Source organism: Duganella sp. SG902 (genome assembly GCF_013376005.1).
In the GTDB taxonomy this organism is placed as follows: domain Bacteria; phylum Pseudomonadota; class Gammaproteobacteria; order Burkholderiales; family Burkholderiaceae_D; genus Rugamonas.
This window is the reverse complement of sequence record NZ_JABMJK010000010.1, coordinates 90,841-108,929: the sequence shown is the minus strand read 5'-3', so window position 1 is coordinate 108,929 and position 18,089 is coordinate 90,841. Positions and strand designations below refer to the sequence as shown.

The window sequence follows — 18,089 nt, the reverse complement described above, 5'->3', positions numbered from 1 at the left end:
CTTACAGCTTGATTTCCATGCCGTCGTATGCGGACACGATGTCGAGCGGCGCTTCGCCGGTGATCTCGGCATAGCGGCGCGTTTCCGCCAGCACGCGCGAGATCTGCGCGTCGTCATAAATCGGCTCGTGGTGGAACAGGCAAAGCTTGCGCACGCCGGCCAGCTGGCACAGCTCCACGCCCACCACGTTGCTGGAGTGGCCCCAGTCGGCCTTCACCGAAATCGAATCGGCCAGCGAATACATGGCGTCGAAGATCACCAGGTCGGCATCGCGGAAGAAATCGACGAAGGCCACGCGCTCGGCGGCGTTATCCAGCTTGTGCTCGGAGTCGGTGCTGTAGATCAGCGTCTTGCCGCCATGTTCGAGGCGGTAACCATACGAGTCGCCGGCGTGCAGCTGCAGCTTGGCCGTGATGGTGACGTCGCGCACCCGCAGGGGCACGCCCGGCTCCATCGGCACGAATTCGATGGTGGCGCCCAGCTGGTGGAAGGCCACCGGAAAACTGATCGGCTCCTGCTGGCGGCGGAAGGCCGTCTCCAGCTCCTTGTGGCAGCCGTAGATAATGATGCGGTTGCCCGGGATGTACGCCGGCGTGAAGAACGGGAACCCCATGATGTGGTCCCAGTGCAGGTGCGACATGAACACGTGATAGGTCTGCGGCTTGGCCGGGCCGTATTTGGCCAGCTTGGCGCCCGCCAGCGGACGCGCGCCCGAGCCCAGGTCAAAGACGATGTGTTCATGAATCGCGTCGGTGTCCCACGCCTCCACTTCCACGCAACTGGAGTTGCCGCCATACGTGCCGTGAACTTCGAAACCGAGATCATGGTCGATATAGTCCGCCACCTTTTGCGGGGTATCGAGATCGCGGCCGATGGCGCCTTCCAGCGCGGTCACCAGCTTGGCGCGGACCTGCTTGTGCGTGAGCGCCACCGGCAGCGAACCGCGTGCTCCCCAGATGCGCGCTTTCATGACCCCACCGCCGCCAGCGCGGCCGCGCGGTCAGGAAAAATCTCGAACAGCATGTCGAAGCGGCTGATGGTGAACACCTCCAGCACCAGCGGCTGCAGCGCCGCCAGCACCATGCGTCCGCCCTGCGGCTTGACCTGCTTGATCGCCACCATCAGGGCGCGCAGGCCGATGCTGCTGATGTAGCTGACATCGGAAAAATCGATGACCAGCGGCGCGCCATCCTTGCGGCAGTCCGCCAGATGCGGGTCCAGTGCCAGCTTGAAGGCATCGGCGTGGGTGTGATCGATGCGGCCGGCGGGGCTCAGCACAACCGTGCGGCCCTCTTGTTTAGGCTGAAGTTCCATGGTGAAGACCCGGGGAAATTGGACAACTATTTTTGCATTATCACATCTTTTTATGCTTTTGACACCATCAAATGTTGCGTCCATCCGTGCTATTCTTCGCCCTCGACGTATTTGGAGGAGCGTGCGCATGCCGTCACTTAACCAATTTTTCAGGCTCTCCGAGCACGGCAGCAACGTCCGCACCGAAGTCGTGGCGGGCGTGACCACCTTCCTGACGATGGCGTATATCATCTTCGTCAACCCCGCCATCCTCGGCGACGCCGGCGTGCCCAAGGACGCCGTGTTCGTCGCCACCTGCCTCGCGGCGGCGCTGGGCACCATCATCATGGGCCTGTACGCCAACTACCCGATCGGCATGGCGCCCGGCATGGGCCTCAACGCCTACTTCGCCTACGCCGTGGTGCTGGGCATGGGCGTGCCGTGGCAGTCGGCGCTGGGCGCGGTGTTCATCTCCGGCTGCCTGTTCATCGTGGTCAGCCTGTTCAAGGTGCGAGAGCAGATCGTCAACGGCATACCGCACTCGCTGCGGGTCGCCATCACCGTCGGCCTGGGCCTGTTTCTGGCGCTGATCGCCATGAAGAGCGCCGGCCTGGTGGTGGCCAATCCCGAGACACTGGTGCGGGTCGGCGACATGCACAACCCGCACACCATCATGGCGATCTTCGGCTTCCTGTTGATTGTGACGCTGGACCGCCTGAAAGTGCCGGGCGCGCTGTTGATCGGCATCGTCAGCGTGACGGTCCTGAGCTTTTTCTTCGGCGGGAACACCTTCCACGGCTTCATGTCGCTGCCGCCGTCAATCTCTCCGACGCTGTTCCATCTCGACCTGCCGGGCGCGCTGAATCTGGGACTGTTCAACGTGGTGCTGGTGTTCTTCCTGGTTGAACTGTTCGACGCCACCGGCACCCTGATGGGAGTGGCCTCGCGCGCCGGCCTGCTGGTGAACGGCCGCATGGAGCGCCTGAACAAGGCGCTGCTGGCCGACAGCTGCGCCATCGTGGCCGGCTCGGTACTGGGCACATCCAGCACCACGGCCTACCTCGAAAGCGCGGCCGGCGTGCAGGCCGGCGGCCGCACCGGCCTCACCGCGCTGGTGGTGGCCGCGCTGTTCCTCGCCGCCCTCTTCTTCGCGCCGATCGCCGGCGTGGTGCCGGCCTACGCCACCGCCCCGGCGCTGCTGTTCGTCGCCTGCCTGATGCTACGCGACTTCATCGACGTGGACTGGAGCGACACCACCGAGAGCGTGCCGGCCGCCATCACCGCGCTGGTGATCCCGTTCACCTACTCGATCGCGCACGGTATCGCGTTCGGCTTCATCACCTATGCTGGCCTGAAACTGGCGACCGGCCAGGCGCGCCAGGTCAAGCCGGTGGTGTGGGTGATCGCCGTGGTTTTCCTGATCAAGTACAGCTACGTCGCGGCCTGACGCCGGCATTTCCCTGATCGGCAGCACGCCGATCAGGTTGTGCAGCCGCATGCGGCATAGCGTCAGAATATCTTCCTCTTCGGCCGCAAGGCGCATCTGCACCTCCATCCCGTATGGCATGGCGGTGGTGCGCAAGGCGCGCAGCTCAATATTCAGGCGGCGCACCACCTGCAACGACGCTTCCAGCGTGGCGATGGCGGCATCCGGCTCGATGCAAAATCGGTAGCTTTTTTGTGTGGTATCCATATGAACAGGATAGCCACAAAAGCGAAAAATAGGCTTCCTGAATGTGTGCCGATTTCGCGAAAATGTAGTAGATTCTTCCATATCGAATCAATTTACTGGAATTTCATCCTGATGGAAATCGACGAAACCGATCGCCGCATCCTGCGCGAGCTGCGCAATGACGGCCGCCTGAGTAATACCAAACTGGCCGAAAAGGTCGGCTTGTCCACCACGCCGTGCTGGAACCGCGTGCGCGCGCTGGAGGAAGGCGGCATGATCGAGGGCTATACGGCGCTCATCAGCCAGACCGCGCTGGGCTACCCGGACACCGTCATCATCGAGGTCACGCTGGACCGCCACGACGACGAGATCTTTGAAAAATTCGGCCAGGCGCTGGCCACGCTGCCGGAGGTGATGGAAGCCTACCTGCTCACCGGCGACTACGATTACCTGATCAAGGTGGCGGTCGCCGGCACGGCGGGCTACGAGGAATTCCTGCGCAAGAAGCTGTACAAGCTGCCGGGCCTCAAGCATAGCCGCTCGACCTTCGTGCTGCGCTGCCTGAAACGCGCCCATTCGGTCGAACCCTGACATAGTGCGAAAGCGTACAGAGGTCCGCGCCATCCTGGTCTAGGCTCAAGCTTCATCCCATCAGGAGAAGACAATGAACAAGACTATGAAGATCGCCGTGGCCGCTGCCGCCATGGGCATGGCCGCGCAGCCTTACGCGCAAATCACTTTCTACGAGGCGGACGGCTGGCGCGGACGCGCCTACACCGCCAACGGCCAGGTGCGCGACCTTTCGCGCATCGGCTTCAACGACCGCGCTTCCTCGGTGGTGGTCGACCGCGGCCAATGGGAGGTCTGCGAGGACGCCAACTTCCGCGGCCAGTGCATGGTCCTGCGCCGCGGCAGTTACGATACGCTGCGCGGCATGGGCCTGAACAACCGCATCTCCTCGGTGCGTCCGATCAAGGCGCGCGACCGCTACGACAACGAGGCGCCGCCGCCACTGGCGCAGCCAAGCTATGAATGGCGCCGCCGCCCGAGCGAACGGATAGTCGAAGTGCCGGTCAGCGACGTGCGCGCCGTGGTCGGTACGCCCGAGCAGCGCTGCTGGGTCGAACGCCAACAGGTCAACGAACCATCACGCCCCAATGCCGGCGGTGTGATCGCCGGTGCGCTTATCGGCGGCATCCTCGGCCATCAGGTCGGCGGCGGCACCGGACGCGACGTCGCCACGGCCGGCGGTGCGATCGCCGGCGCCGCCATCGGCAACAACGTCGCCAACCAGAACAACAGCTACTCGCGCGATGTGCGCCGCTGCGAAAATGTCAGCAACCCGCGCCCGGAATACTGGGACGTGACCTATAACTATCGCGGTGTGCAGCACCGCGTGCAAATGAGCACGCCGCCGGGCAACACCATCGCGGTTAACAGTAAGACGGGCGAACCCCGGATGTAAGGCAGCCCAATCCTTCCAGGGTATGGCGGACCGCGACGTCCAGCGGCGTATGCGGTTCGCTCCCCAACACCGCCAGCAGGCGCGCGTTGGACATGCGCACCGGCTGGCGCCACAGGTAGCGCATCTCGCGCAGTTCCCGGAACACCGGCACGAACGGCGCCGCCACCCAGGTCAGCCACCACGGGAAAGCGCCCGCCCGCAGCTGCGGATTGCCTGCCGCGCGCGCAATCGCCGCCACCATTTGCGTACCGTCCGCATCCCAATGGCCTTGCATCTGATAGCGTGCAAACAATGGCAGCTGGTCGCCGCGCTCGACCAGGCGCAGCATGGTCTGCGCCACGTCCGGCAGATAGGCCCATTGATGTCCCACGCCCGGCGCGGCCGGATTGCTGATGGCGGTCACCGGCTTGCCTGGCTTGACCAGTCCTTGCGCGAACCAGCTGTTGCCGGCTTTCGGGCCGAAAAAGTCCCCCGCCCGCACAATCAGCACCGGCAGGCCGCTGTCCTTCAGGCGCCGCTCCATCTCAACGCGAATCGCGCCTTTGCGGGTGACCGGCCGCTGCGGCGCATCCTCGTGTATATGCGGCAGCACGTCGGGGCCATAGTTATACACGGTCCCCGGCAGCAGGATGCGCGCGCCGGATGCACGGGCGGCGGCGATGGTGTTGTCGATCATCGGCAGCACCAGCGAGCCCCAGTTGCGATAACCCGGCGGATTCACCGCGTGCACGATCAATTGCACGCCCGCCGCGGCGCGCACCACATCGTCCCGGTTCATGGCGTCCCCTGTGATCCAGTGCAGGCCTTCGCCGTGTTTTTGCGAACGGTGCAAGGCCTTCACTTTCCAGCCGCGCGCCACCAGCAAACGCGCCACTTCGCCGCCGATACCGCCCGTTGCGCCCAAAACCAGTGCTTCCATGTTGTTCTCCCTGAGTGAGTGTCGATGGATGCAGTGTCGCCCGGCGCGAACTAAAAGAAAATTAGCGAAACTCGCATAGGCGCTATACAATTTCGTATGACCTCCACCGAACCAAACTGGGATCTGTATCGTTCTTTCCTGTCCGTGCTGCGGGAAGGCTCGCTGTCCGGCGCGGCGCGTGCACTCGGACTCACACAGCCGACCGTCGGCCGTCACATCGATGCGCTGGAGCAGGCGCTTGGCCTGTCGTTGTTCACCCGCTCGCAGGCCGGTTTCATCGCCACCGATGCCGCCCATGCGCTTCAGCCGTACGCCGAGACGCTGGCATCGGCCTCCTCGGCGCTGCTGCGTGCCGCTTCCGGTATCGGCCGTGGCGCGGACGCCCAACTGACAGGCGCGGTGCGCGTGACCGCGAGCGAGGTGGTCAGCGTGGAGGTGCTGCCGCCGATACTGGCGCGGCTGCGGGACACCCATCCCGGCATCACCATCGAACTGGCGGTCTCCAACCGCATCGAAAACCTGCTGCGCCGTGACGCCGATATCGCCGTGCGCATGCAGCGCCCGCAACAGGATGTGCTGGTGGCGCGCCGTATCGGCAATATCGAACTGGGTTTTCACGCGCACCGCGACTATCTTGAACGCCATGGCACACCGCACACGTGGCAGGAACTGGCGCGGCACGCGCTGATCGGCATCGACCGCGAAAGCACGCGCGCACGCGGCATCATGCCGCTGCTGGCGGCGCTGGAGGGCGGCAACTACGCGGTGCGCAGCGACAGCGACCTGGTTCATCTGTCCTCGATCCGCGCGGGACTTGGCATCGGCATCTGCCAGGTGCGGCTGGCGCAACGCGACCCCGCGCTGGTGCGCATCATTCCCGACCTGTTGACGATACCACTGGACACCTGGCTCGCCATGCACGAAAACCTGCGCGCCAATCCCGCCTGTGCCGCTGTCTACACCGCGCTGGCCGCGGGGTTGGAAGATTACGTCAACGGTAACTGAGCAAGCGGCGCGACTTGTGCAGCTCATCCTCCAGCAGCATGCTTTGGTACGCGGCCTTGAGCGTCGCCGTGTCGACGTTGGCCTTGCGCACCAAAGGTCGCGGCAAGTCGGCCCAGCGGCTGCGTGGCGCGGGCGTGAGCACGGGCGGCAGGACCGGTGGCGCAATGCGCGCCTCGGCCGTTTCCTCCTGCTGCGTCGCCGCCTGCGGGCAGTCCGCATCCGTGTAGAGCACGCGGCCTTCCTGGTCCACGCATTTATTCACGGCGGCGCCGGCCGCGCCGCTCATCACGGCCAATGCCGCGCACAGGATGAGTTTCATGATCGATGCCCCTTTGATAAGTGACATCATGATCCACCCGGGCGCGCGCTTCGTCTGTGCGGCCCCGCACCTCTATGATGCGGCATCTTCGCTCAATGTCGAGTACAATATCGCCTTCTTTCAGCAACCCGCATGCCCATGAAATCTCTTTTCATTTTCTCCGCGCTTGCTTTGGCCAGCGGTTGCGCCGCTGCCGCCGACTCGATAGACCCAGTCAATGCCCACGGCTGGAACACTTCCGCGGAACTGGGCGCCATCTCCACTTCGGGTAACACGGTCGGTACCTCCGTCACCGGCAAAATCGACTCCAAGCAGGAAACCGAGAAGTGGAGCAATGAATACATCCTCGCCGGCTACTTCAAGGACGAGGAAGTCACCGATGACAACGGCGACAAAGTCCGCGAGCGTTCCGCCCAGCGCTACTCGCTGTCCGCGAAGGCCGGCTACAAGCTGCTGCACGACGACCACGGCAAGCTATTTGCGCTGGCCACCCACGTCGACGACCGCTTCGGCGCGTACACGCGCTACTCGACCATCGGCATTGGTTACGGCACCCAGACCTACCAGTCGGACACTCACACGCTGGACGTGGAAATCGGTCCGGGCTACTTCCGCGGCGTACGTTCCGAGGGTAATGTCGAAAACGGCATGACCATCCGTGGCGCGGCCATCCTGAAATGGAAGCTGAGCGACAACGCCCAGTTCCGCCAGAACGTCAGCGTGGAACGCGGCACCTCAAACATCCACTCGATCGCTGAAACGGCGATCCTCACGAAGATCAACAGCACGATGCAGATGAAGGCGGCCTACAACATCCGCAACGACACCAACGTGCCCGCCGATAAAAAGAACACCGATACCCAGACCTCGGTAACGCTGGTTTACTCCTTCTAACTTCAACATACACTATGAACACTCCACGCACTCTCGGTACGCCCCTGTCCCCCACCGCCACCAAAGTCATGCTGCTCGGCTCCGGTGAACTCGGCAAGGAAGTCATCATCGCGCTGCAGCGCCTGGGCGTGGAAGTGATCGCGGTCGACCGTTATCCGAATGCGCCTGGCCACCAGGTGGCGCACCGCGCCCACGTCATCAACATGACCGACGGCGCCGCGCTGGCCGCGCTGATCGAGCAGGAGAAGCCGGACCTCGTGGTGCCGGAAATCGAAGCCATCGCCACGGACAAACTGGCGGAGCTGGAAGCCGCCGGCAAGATCACCTGCATCCCCACCGCGCGCGCGGCGCAGCTGACCATGAACCGCGAAGGCATCCGCCGCCTGGCCGCCGAGACCCTGGGCCTGGCCACGTCGCCTTACCGTTTCGCCAGCAGCCTGGAAGAACTGCAGGCCGGCGCCGCCGCCGTGGGCTTCCCTTGCGTGGTCAAGCCGGTGATGTCGTCGTCGGGCAAGGGCCAGTCGAAGGTCGATTCGGCCGCCGACGTGAAAGCCGCGTGGGACTACGCCGCCGCCGGCAGCCGCGTGGATTCGGGCCGCGTCATCGTTGAGGGCTTCATCGACTTCGATTACGAGATCACCCTGCTGACCGTGCGCTCGCTGGGCGCCGACGGCAAAGTGGTCACGCAGTTCTGCGATCCGATCGGCCACGTGCAGGTGCACGGCGACTATGTGGAATCGTGGCAGCCATGCCGCATGGACCCGGTGGCGCTGGAACGCGCGCGCGATATCGCCGCCAAGGTGACCGGCGATCTGGGCGGCCTGGGCCTGTTCGGCGTGGAGTTGTTCGTCAAGGACGACATGGTGTGGTTCTCGGAAGTGAGCCCGCGCCCGCACGATACCGGCATGGTCACCATGGCCACCCAGGTGCAAAGCGAATTCGAACTGCACGCCAAGGCCATCCTCGGCCTGCCGGTCAACGTCGCGCTGAAGGCGCCGGGTGCGTCGGCGGTGATCTACGGCCAGCACGAGGCGGCGGGCATCGCTTTCGAAGGCGTGGCCGATGCGCTGCGTGTGCCGAACGCCGATATCCGCCTGTTCGGCAAGCCGGAATCGTTCGCCCGCCGCCGCATGGGCGTGGCGCTGGCCACCGCCGACGACGTGGAAACCGCGCGCGTCAACGCCAAGGCCGCCGCCGCCAAGGTCAAGCCGGTCGTCAGGCGCTAATCACATCCCCCGGAACAGATCGACGTAGTTGCGGCTGACGACCAGCTGTTCCGGGCGGCCTTTCAGCTGCACCATCAAGCGTCCGCGAAAGTCCTGCCGCGTGCCCGCCACATGGCGCGCGGCGACGATCACGCTGCGGTGTATCTGCCAGAATTGCTGCTCGTCGAGCTGCTCGCGCAGCTTGCTGATCGGCGTGCGGATCAGGCTCTCCCCGTCCGCCACGAACACGCTGGTGTACTTGTCGTTGCTCTGGAAGTAGATCACGTCGTCGATCGGGATCAGGCGTGTTTCGTCGCCATGCGTGGCGCGTATCCATTGCAGGGGCGCGGCCGCCGGCACTGGCGCCGCTGGCACGGCAAGCTGCGCCAGCAAGGCCTGCAGGGCCGCCGCCGGTACCGCCTCCGCCGGCTTGGCCAGGCGCGTCTTCAGCTTGGCGACGGTTTTCTCCAATCGTTCCAGGCTCGCTGGCTTGAGCAAATAATCGACCGCCGAGTGTTCAAACGCCTCCACCGCATACTGGTCGTAGGCGGTGACGAACACGATGTGCGGCGGCTTGGGGCTGTCGGCCAGACGCGCCGCCACATCCAGCCCGGTCAGCCCGGGCATGCGGATATCGAGGAAGGCCACGTCCGGCGCTTCGCTGTCGATCATGCTGAGCGCCTCGATTCCATTGGCGGCGCGCGCCACCACGCGCAGCGCCGGCCAAACGGTCTTCAGCTGGTTTTCAAGGTATTCACGCAGATGGGCTTCGTCGTCTGCGATCAGGGCGCGGATGGTATCGATGTCGGACTCTCATTCAAAGGCAGCATGAGGCGCACCGTCATGCCGCAGGGTTGATTTTCCAATAATTCTACCTTGGCGCCGGCGCCGTACAAACTGCGCAGGCGTTCGCGCAGGTTACTCAGGCCGACGCCGCCGCCGGGCTTGCGCGGCGCCGCCTCGTTCAGGCCCACGCCGGTATCGCTGATGCGCACGGCGACGTACTCGCCCTCCACCCGCGCGCTGAGCGCAATCTCGCCGCCCTCCACTTTCGGCTCCAGCCCATGCGCGATGGCGTTTTCCACCACCGGCTGCAGCAGCATCGGCGCGATCCGGAACTGGCGCAGCTCGTCCGGCAGGTCGATGCGATAGCGCAGCCGCTCGCCCATGCGCACCGCCAGCACGTCGAGGTAGGCCGCGATCAGCCGGGTCTCCGATCCCAGCGTGACCTCCTCGCTGCGGCTGGCGGCCAGGCTGGCGCGCAGATAATCGATGAAGCGTTCCAGCATGTGCTGCGCCTGCGCCGGGCGCGGGCCGATCAGGCTCACCACGTTGGCCAGCGTGTTATACAAGAAGTGGGGTTCGATCTGCGCCTGCAAGGCGCGCAGGCGCGCTTCCGCCAGCATGCGCGCGCTGGAAGCGAGGAATTCCTTTTGCCGCGCCTCTTCCACCGCCTTGGCCGCGCGCCGGTCGGCGGCCAGACGCACCAGGTAAAGCAGCACCGCCACGCAAGCGCCGATCACCAGGCCCTCGGCCTGCACGCTGCGGTCGGACAGCACGTGGACAGGATTGGCGCCGCGCCAGATCAGGTTCCCCAGCGCGATCCCCAGCGGCACGCTGACGCCCATCAGCACCATGCTGAATAACACGCGCGGCAGTCCCCGCGCCCGGCGCGGCCAGCCATGCAGGAAGCGGTTGGACAGTACGGTGCCCGCGTGGATCATGGCGCCGATCAGATTGGACATCAGCAGCAAGGGCCAGATGTTTTGCGCCGCCAGCGCGTTCTGGCGCAGCACCACGATCTCCAGCGCGGCAAACATCAGGCCCATGCCGCTGCTCCAGATGACGGTGTACAGCACGTCGCGCGGCGTGGAGCGCGGCCAGCGGCGGAACAAGGGTATCAGCTCCAGCGGATGGGACAGCGGGGGAATATCGTGTGATTTTTTCATGTCGCCAGAAAGTTACCATGAAAGCAAAGCGGAGCGCGATATGGGAGGCGCGCCAACGCCATCGGACCGGCCTTGATGTTGTGCGCATCAAACACCGTCAGCACGGTCTGGCCATGACGGCGATCCTGCGCCACGCCGACCACGTAGCCGTCGGTCTCCGAGCGGGCGCCGCGTCGCGGCACCAGCACATGCTCCTCCACCTCCCAGCCGGCCCCGAAGGCGTAGCCGTCCACCTTGCCGCTGTCGGTGTCGATCAGGTTGACGCTGTCCAGTGTCAGTTCGCGGCCGCTGGCGCCCAGCATCAGCAGCTTGCGGTGGCGCGACGACACCACTTGCGGCGCCACGCGCGGGAATTCGCTGACGCCGAACAAGCGCGCCTCGCGCGCCTGGCCGCTGGCGTAATCGAGCGTGATTTGCACCGTGCTGCTCTGGTTGTCGCGCAGCGGACGGATTTGCTCATGCGCCGGCAGCGCGGTCTTGATCAAGGCATCGCCCTCGTGCAGCACGGCGTCGAGCCGGGTGCAGGCGCCGTCCTCATAGGCATTCCCGAGATGGAACACCGAACGTGCGGGCAGCTCGAATACCTGGCGCAGCGCCAGCGTGTCCTTGGCCACCACCACCGCCCGCAGCGGACGCTGGTCGCCGCGCCAGCGCAGGCTTTCGGCCAGGCTGCGCTCCGGCGCCGGGCGCATATCGTACGGCGCGAGCAGGAAAATCAAGTGGCGGCCGCTGACCACGAAGTCGTGCACCATGTTCAGTTGCGGCACCGGGATCATGGCGGTGCGCGCCACCTCGCCGCTGGCGTTGAGGCGGTAGATGATCAGTTGATCGGCGCCGGGCAGGTTCCCGAAATTCCACAGGCCGCCGTCCGGGTCCGTCTTGGGATGGGCGGAAAACGGCATGGCCTTCAGATCCTTGCGCCAGGTCTTGATGCCGCGCGTGGCCAGTGTCCGCGGATCGAGCTCGGTGGCCGAGCCGCCTTCCCACAGCGCGTACAGGCCGCCGTTGAATGGCAACAGATTGGTGTTGGCGACGTTGACGGTGTCATTGTTCTTCGCGCTCTTGCGGCCGATATAGGTGCCGAAGGCCGGATACAGAAAGCGCCCCGCCTTGCTCTCCTCCTCGAACTTTTGCGTGGCGACGAAGCGGCCGGCGTGGCTTACCCTGCCGTCGGCGATTTGCCAGCGCTGGGCAAAGCCGTCGCCATCGAACAAGTGGTGATAGCGTTCGCCGCCCAGTTCATAGCGTCCCGGCCCGTTACGGTAGAACACACCCCGAAGGTCGGCCGGCAAGCGGCCCAGCACCGCGGCCTCGCCCGCGAGCTGCCCCGGCGCTGAGATCACACTATCGGCGAAGGCGGCGAACGCGGGAAGCGGCGCCAGGCCGGCGGCGGCAAGACCGATAAATTGGCGGCGGTTGATCATGGCGGCTCCGATCAACGCAGGCTGACGCTGGTGGCGGCGCCGTCGGCCGGGAGCGATACGCGCGCATCGTCAAAGCGTGGCGCGCCGCGCTTGCCCATGGCGTTGTTGCTGAAGGCGTAGTCCTCGGTCGGCATGCCGACCGGATTGCGATCCAGCTTGCCATTGCCATTGGCGTCGTGATACAGCGCGAAGGCGTAGTCGCCTGCCTGCAGCCCGGCCGCTACCAGTTGCACCTTGCCCGCATGCGCGGGCACGGCCAGCGCGCGTACAGGTTTGGTGGGGAAAGTGTCGGCGGAGTCGTAGATGGCGACCATCACCTGGCCATCGGCGCTGGCCACGCCATCGACGTTGATGGTCAGGTCGGCGGCAAACACCGGTGCGGCGGCGGCAAGCAGTGCGGCGAGAATCAATTTGGACATGCTGGGCTCCTGTGTGGATGAAGTGTGATGCCACTTTATCCAGCACGGCGCGGCCACGCGCGGCCTTGCGACGAATTGCGCCTAAACGGCGCGAAGTGCCTGCCAGTGGCGCGAAATGATGTCCAGCATTTGCTCCACGTCGACTGGTTTGGCGATGAAATCGTCCATGCCGGCGGCGAAGCATTGATCACGCTCCGACTGCATCACGCCGGCGGTCATGGCCAGTATCGGCAACTTCAGGCCCAGCTCGTGGCGCACCCGGCGCGTCGCCTCAAAGCCGTCCATCACCGGCATCTGCACGTCCATCAGCACGATGTCGTAGTCCGCCGCGCGCTCGCGCAGGCGCTCCACCGCAAGTTGGCCGTTCTCGGCCACCTCCACGCGGGCGCCGGCCTGTTCCAGCATGCCGCACGCCACCACCTGGTTGAGCGGATGATCCTCCACCAGCAGCAGGCGCACGCCCTGAAGGCGCGGCATGTCGAGTTCGGGCTTCGCCGCTGGCTCCGGCGGCGCGGCCGGCGTCCGTGGCGGTTCCGACAGCCAGCCCTGGGGCGGCACGCTATGCCACTCCGGCGGTTCGACCACGGCATCCGCGGGAGCGACGGCGAATGGCAGCGTCACCAGAAACTCGCTGCCGGCGCCCTGCATGCTGCGCACCGTGATGTCGCCGCCCATCAGCTCCGCCAGCCGGCGGCAGATCGCCAATCCCAGCCCGGTGCCGCCGAAGCGGCGCGTGGTCGAGGCGTCGGCCTGGCTGAAGGCGGAGAACAAACGGCTCAACTGCTGGCTGTCCATGCCGATGCCGGTGTCCCGGACCGAGAAGCGCAGGCTGGCGGAACCACCCTGCGGCGGCGACGCCAGCGCCACCCGCACCGTCACGCCACCGCGCTCGGTAAATTTGATGGCGTTGCCCACCAGGTTGATGAGGATCTGCTGCAAGCGCATGGCGTCGCCAATCAGCACCTCGGGCACCTGCGCGTCGGCGGCGATCGACAGGCCGATGCCGCGCGCACCGGCGTTCAGCGTCATCACGTTCGATATCGAATCAAGCAGCTCGCGCGGACGGAACGCCGCCGGCGCCAGCTCCATGCGCCCGGCCTCGATCTTGGAAAAGTCCAGCACATCGTTCAGGATCCCCAGCAGCACCTGGCCGGAAGACCGTATCATGCCCACGTATTCCTGCTGCGTCGCGCTCAGCGGCGTGTTCTCCAGCAGATGCGCCACCCCCAGCACCGCGTTCATCGGCGTGCGGATCTCGTGACTCATATTCGCCACGAACTCGCTCTTGGCGCGGCTGGCCGCCTCCGCGCGCTGCTCGCTGTTCTTGCGGTCCGTGATGTTCATCGCGGTCAGGTAAAAGCCCAGCACCTTGCCGCCGCCGTCCATGTCCGGCACCAGGTCGACCAGAAAATGGTGCACGCCGTCCGGCCCCTGGAAGTCGCGTTCGTAATGCAAGCGACGCCCCTCCAGCGCGGCCCGCAAGTCGCCCAGCCAGGGCTCGGCGGCGGGGCCGAACACTTCGCTGACGCTCTTGCCCAGCATGTCCTGCGGGTCCAATCCCCATTGGGCGCGGTAATGGGCGTTGGCGAAACGGTAGCGCAGGTCGTGGTCGATGTAGGCGATCAGCAGCGGCAGCGTGTCGGCCAGCATGCGCGCCCGCCGGTCGCTCTCGTTGGAGCGCAGCAGCGCGGCATCGCGCCCGGCCTTCTGGCGGGCGTTGCTGACCAGGGAAAACAGCCCGACCAATGCAGCGAATACCACCGACAAGGCGACAATCATGGCATCGTTGGAAGGGAGAGACAAGATAAGCTCACAATGAACAGGATGCCAAAATATACCCTGCCGGCGACCTGAATGCCAAACCATTATGGCAATATTTACGCTATAGTGGTTCATCGTTGACAACCCCAAGAATCCGCCATGCGCGCGTTGACGCTTCTCACGCTGTGCTATGCCCTGATCGCCCACGCCAGCCTGCTGCTGGCGTTCGACCACACCAACGCCACCCCGGTCTGGCCGCCATCCGGCATCGCCTTCGCGGCGCTGCTGCTGATGGGCTATCGCGCCTGGCCGGCCGTCTTCCTCGGCGCGCTGATCGCCAACACCACCACCTTCCTCGGCAACGGCCTGCCTTTGAACGGCACCGTGGGCCTGGCCTCGCTGCTGATCGCCAGCGGCAATACGCTGGAGGCGCTGGCCGGCGTGTGGCTGGTGCGCCGCTATTTCGACATCAAACAGCCGATCGGCCAGCAGCAGAACGTCTACAAATTCGCGCTGGTGGCGATGGCCATGTGCGCCGTCAGCGCCGGCGTGGGCAGCACCACGCTGGTCCACAGCGGCCTTGCGCCGGCCGCCGCCTATGGCACCATCGCGCTCACATGGTGGGTCGGCGACACCACCGGCGTGCTGCTGGTGGGGCCGGCGATCCTGGTGTGGTGCATCCGCCGGCGGCCGCGCTGGAGCTGGCGCGGCGCGCTGGAGATCATGTTGTCGCTGCTGTTGCTGTTGCTGCTGTCGCTGGTCGTGTTCGGCCGCCGCTACTCCTACGACGACGGCCTCGGATGGCTGCCCTATCTGTTCGTGCTGGCGATCGCCTGGTCCTCGCACCGCCACGGCCTGCGCGGCGCCAGCATGGTGTGCATCATCGCGGCGATCAGCGCGGTGTTCGGCACCATCAATGGACGCGGCCCGTTCGCGGTCGGCACCCTGAACGACGCCCTGATCTCGCTGTCCACCTTCATCATGTTGTGCAGCCTGATCGCCATGGTGCTGTGCGCGGACGCCAATGAACGCAAGCGCGCCGGCGACGCCGCCAGCTACAGCGCGGCGCAATGGGGCACGCTGCTGATCGGCGTCGGCCTGACGGTGGCGGTGTGGCACCTGCTGGCGGCCAGCACCGAGCGCCGCGCGCAGGAGCAGTTCGACACCGAGTGCGCCGACATCGCCAAACGCATCAGCCGCCGCATGACGCTCTACGAATCGGGCTTGCGCGGCGCCCAGGCCTTGTTCAAGACGCAGCAGGAGCACAGCCGCGACCAATGGCGCGATTTCACCGAGGGCATGGACCTGCGCAACAACTTCCCGGGCGTGATGGGTCTTGGTTACGCCACCTTCCTGCATGCCGACCAGCGCGCCGCGATGGAAAAAGACCTGCGCATCCAGGGTTATGAAGACTTCCGCATCTGGAGCAACCAGCAGGACGCCGGCGACGTCGGCATGTCGGCGGTGGTCACCTATCTGGAGCCGTTCGCCGGCCGCAACCTGCGCGCCTTCGGCTATGACATGATGTCCGAGCCGGCCCGCCGCGAGGCCCTGCTGCGGGCCGGCCGCAGCGGCGTGCCGGCGATGACCTCCAAGGTGGTGCTGGTGCAGGACGAATTGAAGGCCGGCCTGCCCGGCTTCCTGATCTACTTCCCGATCTACCGCAAGCAGGCGCAGTTGAAGCCGGACGCCACTCCCGAACAGCGCATGGCCGCGCTGCAGGGCTTCGCCTACAGCCCGATCCGCGCCGACGAATTGATGCAGGACCTGCTCGGCCCCGCCGACCGCACCGTGCGGCTGGAGATATTCGACGGCGCCCGCCCGTCCCCGGGCGCGCTGCTGTATGCCAGCGAGCGCGAACCGGCCGATACGCGCCAGTACCCCAATCCCTACCTGCGCACCATGCCGCTGGAACTGCTGCGCCATCAATGGACGCTGCGCTTCTCGTCCGAGCCGGCGTTCGAGAACGCCATCGACCGGCAGAAGTCGCACATCGTGCTGCTGGCCGGCGTGATTATCAGCCTGCTGTTCTTCGGCGTGGTGCGCGCGCTGAGCGCGCGCCAGGCCTACGCCACCGCGTTGGCGCGGCAGATGACCGGCGCGCTGCGCCAGTCGGAAAGCTCGCTGATCGCCGCGCGCGACCAGGCCGAAGCGGCCAGCCGCGCCAAGAGCGAGTTCGTGGCCAACATGAGCCACGAGATCCGCACCCCGCTGAACGCGGTGCTGGGCATGACGCACCTGCTCAGCACCACCTCGCTGTCCAACGAGCAGCTCAAGTACGTGGAAATGATACGTTCGTCGGGCAATTCCCTGCTCAGCATCCTGAACGACGTGCTGGATTTCTCCAAGATCGAGGCGGGCCGCATGGAGCTGGCGCCGGCGCCGTTCCAGCTGTCCGCCATGCTGGAGGCGATCGCCACCATCATGACCGTCAACGCCGGCGAGAAGGACCTGGAACTGGCCATCGGCGTGGAACCGGACGTGCCGCAGGCGCTGGTCGGCGACGGCCACCGCTTGCAGCAGGTGCTGATCAACCTGGTCGGCAACGCCATCAAGTTCACCGAAAAGGGATCGGTGTCGGTGCTGGTGGAACTGGCGGCGCCGCCGGCGACCCTGCGCTTCACGGTGCGCGACAGCGGCATCGGCATCGACCCCGATCGCGTGGCGCAGTTGTTCGCGCCGTTCTCCCAGGCCGACGCGTCGATGACGCGCCGCTTTGGCGGCACCGGCCTGGGGCTGGCGATTTCGCGCCGCATCGCCGCGCTGATGGGCGGCGCCATCGACGTGCGCAGCACGCCCGGCGCCGGCAGCGAGTTCATACTCAGCGTGCCGCTGCAACCGTACACCGAGAGCGCGCCGGCCATCGGCCCGGTGCAGCACCTGCTGGTGATCGACGACGACCAGACCAGCGCCGACTACCTGTGCCGCAGCATCAGCGCGCGCGGCTGGACCTGCGACCGCGCCAACGACGGCGAGCATGGTCTGGCGCTGCTGCGCAATCCGGCCGTGCATTATGACGCGGTGCTGGTCGATTGGGACATGCCGGGCATGAACGGCCTGGCCACCATGCAGGCCATCCGCGCCGATGCCGCGATCCGCCGGCTGCCGGTGATCCTGATGATCAGCGCCTTCGGCCAGGGCAAGCTGCTGCACACCGACGGCGCGCAGACAGCGGATGCGGTGCTGCTCAAGCCTGTCACCGGCACCCGCCTCGCCGAAACGCTGCAGCAGGCGCAGGCCAGCGCGCGCGAGGCCGTGGGCCCGACCACCGCCGCCGATGCCGACAGCGGCGGCCAGCGGCTGGATGGCGTGCGCCTGCTGCTGGTGGAGGATAATCCGGTCAACCAGTTGGTGGCCACCAGCATGCTCGCCCACGCCGGCGCCGTGATCGAGGCGGTCGGCAATGGCCGCGAGGCGGTCGAACGCCTGAGTACCGACGCCCACCGCTACGATCTGGTGCTGATGGACGTGCAGATGCCGGAGATGGACGGCTTTGAAGCAACCACTAAGATCCGCACCGAGCTGGGACTGCGACTGCCGGTCCTGGCCATGACCGCCGGGGTGATGGCCTCCGAGCGCGAACAATGCCTCGCTTGCGGCATGAACGACTTCATCGCCAAGCCGATAGACGTCGAGGAAATGCTGCGCGTGATCGCCCGCAACCTTCCGTCTCCCCTGAAGACGGCCGCTGGCCGCTAAGCGTCTGCCGCTTGAACCGGCCGCCCGTTTAATGTAGTATTTCACATGAATCTTCAAGGAGGCCA

17 protein-coding genes are annotated in these 18,089 nt (G+C 65.7%); 8 read left to right on the top strand and 9 right to left on the bottom strand.

Features of this window, described 5'->3' with window-relative positions:
* Nucleotide 1: 1 nt before the first annotated feature.
* The gene (locus tag FHW83_RS20595) at nucleotides 2–970 is read right to left on the bottom strand and encodes an MBL fold metallo-hydrolase (RefSeq protein ID WP_176648223.1); all 969 of its coding nucleotides are present in this window, start codon (nucleotides 968–970) and stop codon (nucleotides 2–4) included.
* On the bottom strand, nucleotides 967–1,314 hold the full coding sequence (locus tag FHW83_RS20590; RefSeq protein WP_176648222.1) for an STAS domain-containing protein: 348 nt from the start codon (nucleotides 1,312–1,314) through the stop codon (nucleotides 967–969). The genes FHW83_RS20595 and FHW83_RS20590 overlap by 4 nt, the downstream gene beginning before the upstream one ends.
* 127 nt (nucleotides 1,315–1,441) lie before the next feature.
* On the opposite strand from FHW83_RS20590, the gene FHW83_RS20585 reads away from it, so the two are divergent.
* The 3 genes from FHW83_RS20585 to FHW83_RS31165 all read left to right on the top strand — a co-directional run bounded on the left by FHW83_RS20585 (nucleotide 1,442) and on the right by FHW83_RS31165 (nucleotide 4,430).
* Entirely contained in the window at nucleotides 1,442–2,740 is a 1,299-nt protein-coding gene (locus FHW83_RS20585; RefSeq protein ID WP_176648221.1) for an NCS2 family permease, read from the top strand.
* Nucleotides 2,741–3,097: 357 nt separating this feature from the next.
* Complete coding sequence (locus tag FHW83_RS20580) at nucleotides 3,098–3,556, top strand: Lrp/AsnC family transcriptional regulator (protein WP_176648220.1); 459 nt, start codon at nucleotides 3,098–3,100, stop codon at nucleotides 3,554–3,556.
* A 73-nt stretch (nucleotides 3,557–3,629) separates the two neighbouring features.
* Nucleotides 3,630–4,430: a beta/gamma crystallin-related protein gene (locus FHW83_RS31165; RefSeq protein WP_176648219.1), complete on the top strand. Its 801-nt coding sequence runs from the start codon at nucleotides 3,630–3,632 to the stop codon at nucleotides 4,428–4,430.
* Here FHW83_RS31165 and FHW83_RS20570 read toward each other — a convergent pair.
* A complete protein-coding gene (locus FHW83_RS20570) occupies nucleotides 4,399–5,349 on the bottom strand; it encodes an NAD(P)H-binding protein (protein ID WP_176648218.1) in 951 nt (316 codons plus the stop codon). The two genes, FHW83_RS31165 and FHW83_RS20570, sit on opposite strands and share 32 nt — an antisense overlap.
* Nucleotides 5,350–5,445: 96 nt before the next feature.
* Here FHW83_RS20570 and FHW83_RS20565 point away from each other — a divergent pair, with 96 nt between their 5' ends.
* Nucleotides 5,446–6,354, top strand: a complete 909-nt coding sequence (locus FHW83_RS20565) for a LysR family transcriptional regulator (protein ID WP_176648217.1) — start codon at nucleotides 5,446–5,448, stop codon at nucleotides 6,352–6,354.
* Here FHW83_RS20565 and FHW83_RS20560 read toward each other — a convergent pair.
* Nucleotides 6,341–6,673 carry a DUF4124 domain-containing protein gene (locus tag FHW83_RS20560; RefSeq protein ID WP_176648216.1) on the bottom strand — a complete coding sequence of 111 codons (333 nt, stop codon included), beginning with the start codon at nucleotides 6,671–6,673 and terminating at the stop codon, nucleotides 6,341–6,343. The genes FHW83_RS20565 and FHW83_RS20560 overlap by 14 nt on opposite strands.
* Between FHW83_RS20560 and FHW83_RS20555 the strand changes: the two genes are divergently transcribed.
* The 3 genes from FHW83_RS20555 to purT are packed head-to-tail and all read left to right on the top strand — an operon-like array spanning nucleotide 6,672 to nucleotide 8,793.
* A complete protein-coding gene (locus FHW83_RS20555) occupies nucleotides 6,672–6,815 on the top strand; it encodes a hypothetical protein (protein ID WP_176648215.1) in 144 nt (47 codons plus the stop codon). The genes FHW83_RS20560 and FHW83_RS20555 overlap by 2 nt on opposite strands.
* Entirely contained in the window at nucleotides 6,812–7,567 is a 756-nt protein-coding gene (locus FHW83_RS20550; RefSeq protein WP_176648214.1) for a YdiY family protein, read from the top strand. Before FHW83_RS20555 ends, FHW83_RS20550 begins: the two co-directional genes overlap by 4 nt.
* A 14-nt stretch (nucleotides 7,568–7,581) precedes the next feature.
* Complete coding sequence (gene purT, locus FHW83_RS20545; RefSeq protein WP_176648213.1) at nucleotides 7,582–8,793, top strand: formate-dependent phosphoribosylglycinamide formyltransferase; 1,212 nt, start codon at nucleotides 7,582–7,584, stop codon at nucleotides 8,791–8,793.
* Here the strand turns inward: purT and FHW83_RS20540 are convergent, their stop codons facing one another.
* From FHW83_RS20540 to FHW83_RS20520, 5 genes are all read right to left on the bottom strand, one after another.
* A complete protein-coding gene (locus FHW83_RS20540) occupies nucleotides 8,794–9,534 on the bottom strand; it encodes a LytTR family DNA-binding domain-containing protein (RefSeq protein ID WP_229224291.1) in 741 nt (246 codons plus the stop codon). It lies immediately after the preceding gene.
* A 20-nt stretch (nucleotides 9,535–9,554) separates the two neighbouring features.
* Complete coding sequence (locus FHW83_RS20535) at nucleotides 9,555–10,721, bottom strand: sensor histidine kinase (RefSeq protein WP_176648212.1); 1,167 nt, start codon at nucleotides 10,719–10,721, stop codon at nucleotides 9,555–9,557.
* Nucleotides 10,718–12,145 (bottom strand): carotenoid oxygenase family protein, encoded by a 1,428-nt coding sequence (locus FHW83_RS20530; RefSeq protein WP_176648211.1) that lies wholly within the window; start codon nucleotides 12,143–12,145, stop codon nucleotides 10,718–10,720. Before FHW83_RS20530 ends, FHW83_RS20535 begins: the two co-directional genes overlap by 4 nt.
* Nucleotides 12,146–12,156: 11 nt before the next feature.
* Nucleotides 12,157–12,564: a DUF2141 domain-containing protein gene (locus tag FHW83_RS20525; protein ID WP_176648210.1), complete on the bottom strand. Its 408-nt coding sequence runs from the start codon at nucleotides 12,562–12,564 to the stop codon at nucleotides 12,157–12,159.
* A gap of 81 nt (nucleotides 12,565–12,645) precedes the next feature.
* Entirely contained in the window at nucleotides 12,646–14,367 is a 1,722-nt protein-coding gene (locus FHW83_RS20520; RefSeq protein WP_229224285.1) for an ATP-binding protein, read from the bottom strand.
* 117 nt (nucleotides 14,368–14,484) lie between these two features.
* On the opposite strand from FHW83_RS20520, the gene FHW83_RS20515 reads away from it, so the two are divergent.
* Complete coding sequence (locus FHW83_RS20515) at nucleotides 14,485–18,024, top strand: CHASE domain-containing protein (RefSeq protein WP_176648208.1); 3,540 nt, start codon at nucleotides 14,485–14,487, stop codon at nucleotides 18,022–18,024.
* The last annotated feature ends 65 nt before the right edge of the window (nucleotides 18,025–18,089 follow it).

Coding starts and splice junctions, on each gene's coding strand:
- FHW83_RS31165 (WP_176648219.1), top strand. CDS start 3,630: ATGAACAAGACTATGAAGATCGCCGTGGCCGCTGCCGCCATGGGCATG.
- FHW83_RS20565 (WP_176648217.1), top strand. CDS start 5,446: ATGACCTCCACCGAACCAAACTGGGATCTGTATCGTTCTTTCCTGTCC.
- purT (WP_176648213.1), top strand. CDS start 7,582: ATGAACACTCCACGCACTCTCGGTACGCCCCTGTCCCCCACCGCCACC.
- FHW83_RS20570 (WP_176648218.1), bottom strand. CDS start 5,349: ATGGAAGCACTGGTTTTGGGCGCAACGGGCGGTATCGGCGGCGAAGTG.
- FHW83_RS20560 (WP_176648216.1), bottom strand. CDS start 6,673: ATGAAACTCATCCTGTGCGCGGCATTGGCCGTGATGAGCGGCGCGGCC.
- FHW83_RS20590 (WP_176648222.1), bottom strand. CDS start 1,314: ATGGAACTTCAGCCTAAACAAGAGGGCCGCACGGTTGTGCTGAGCCCC.
- FHW83_RS20525 (WP_176648210.1), bottom strand. CDS start 12,564: ATGTCCAAATTGATTCTCGCCGCACTGCTTGCCGCCGCCGCACCGGTG.
- FHW83_RS20595 (WP_176648223.1), bottom strand. CDS start 970: ATGAAAGCGCGCATCTGGGGAGCACGCGGTTCGCTGCCGGTGGCGCTC.
- FHW83_RS20515 (WP_176648208.1), top strand. CDS start 14,485: ATGCGCGCGTTGACGCTTCTCACGCTGTGCTATGCCCTGATCGCCCAC.
- FHW83_RS20535 (WP_176648212.1), bottom strand. CDS start 10,721: ATGAAAAAATCACACGATATTCCCCCGCTGTCCCATCCGCTGGAGCTG.
- FHW83_RS20580 (WP_176648220.1), top strand. CDS start 3,098: ATGGAAATCGACGAAACCGATCGCCGCATCCTGCGCGAGCTGCGCAAT.
- FHW83_RS20555 (WP_176648215.1), top strand. CDS start 6,672: ATGATCGATGCCCCTTTGATAAGTGACATCATGATCCACCCGGGCGCG.
- FHW83_RS20585 (WP_176648221.1), top strand. CDS start 1,442: ATGCCGTCACTTAACCAATTTTTCAGGCTCTCCGAGCACGGCAGCAAC.
- FHW83_RS20550 (WP_176648214.1), top strand. CDS start 6,812: ATGAAATCTCTTTTCATTTTCTCCGCGCTTGCTTTGGCCAGCGGTTGC.
- FHW83_RS20530 (WP_176648211.1), bottom strand. CDS start 12,145: ATGATCAACCGCCGCCAATTTATCGGTCTTGCCGCCGCCGGCCTGGCG.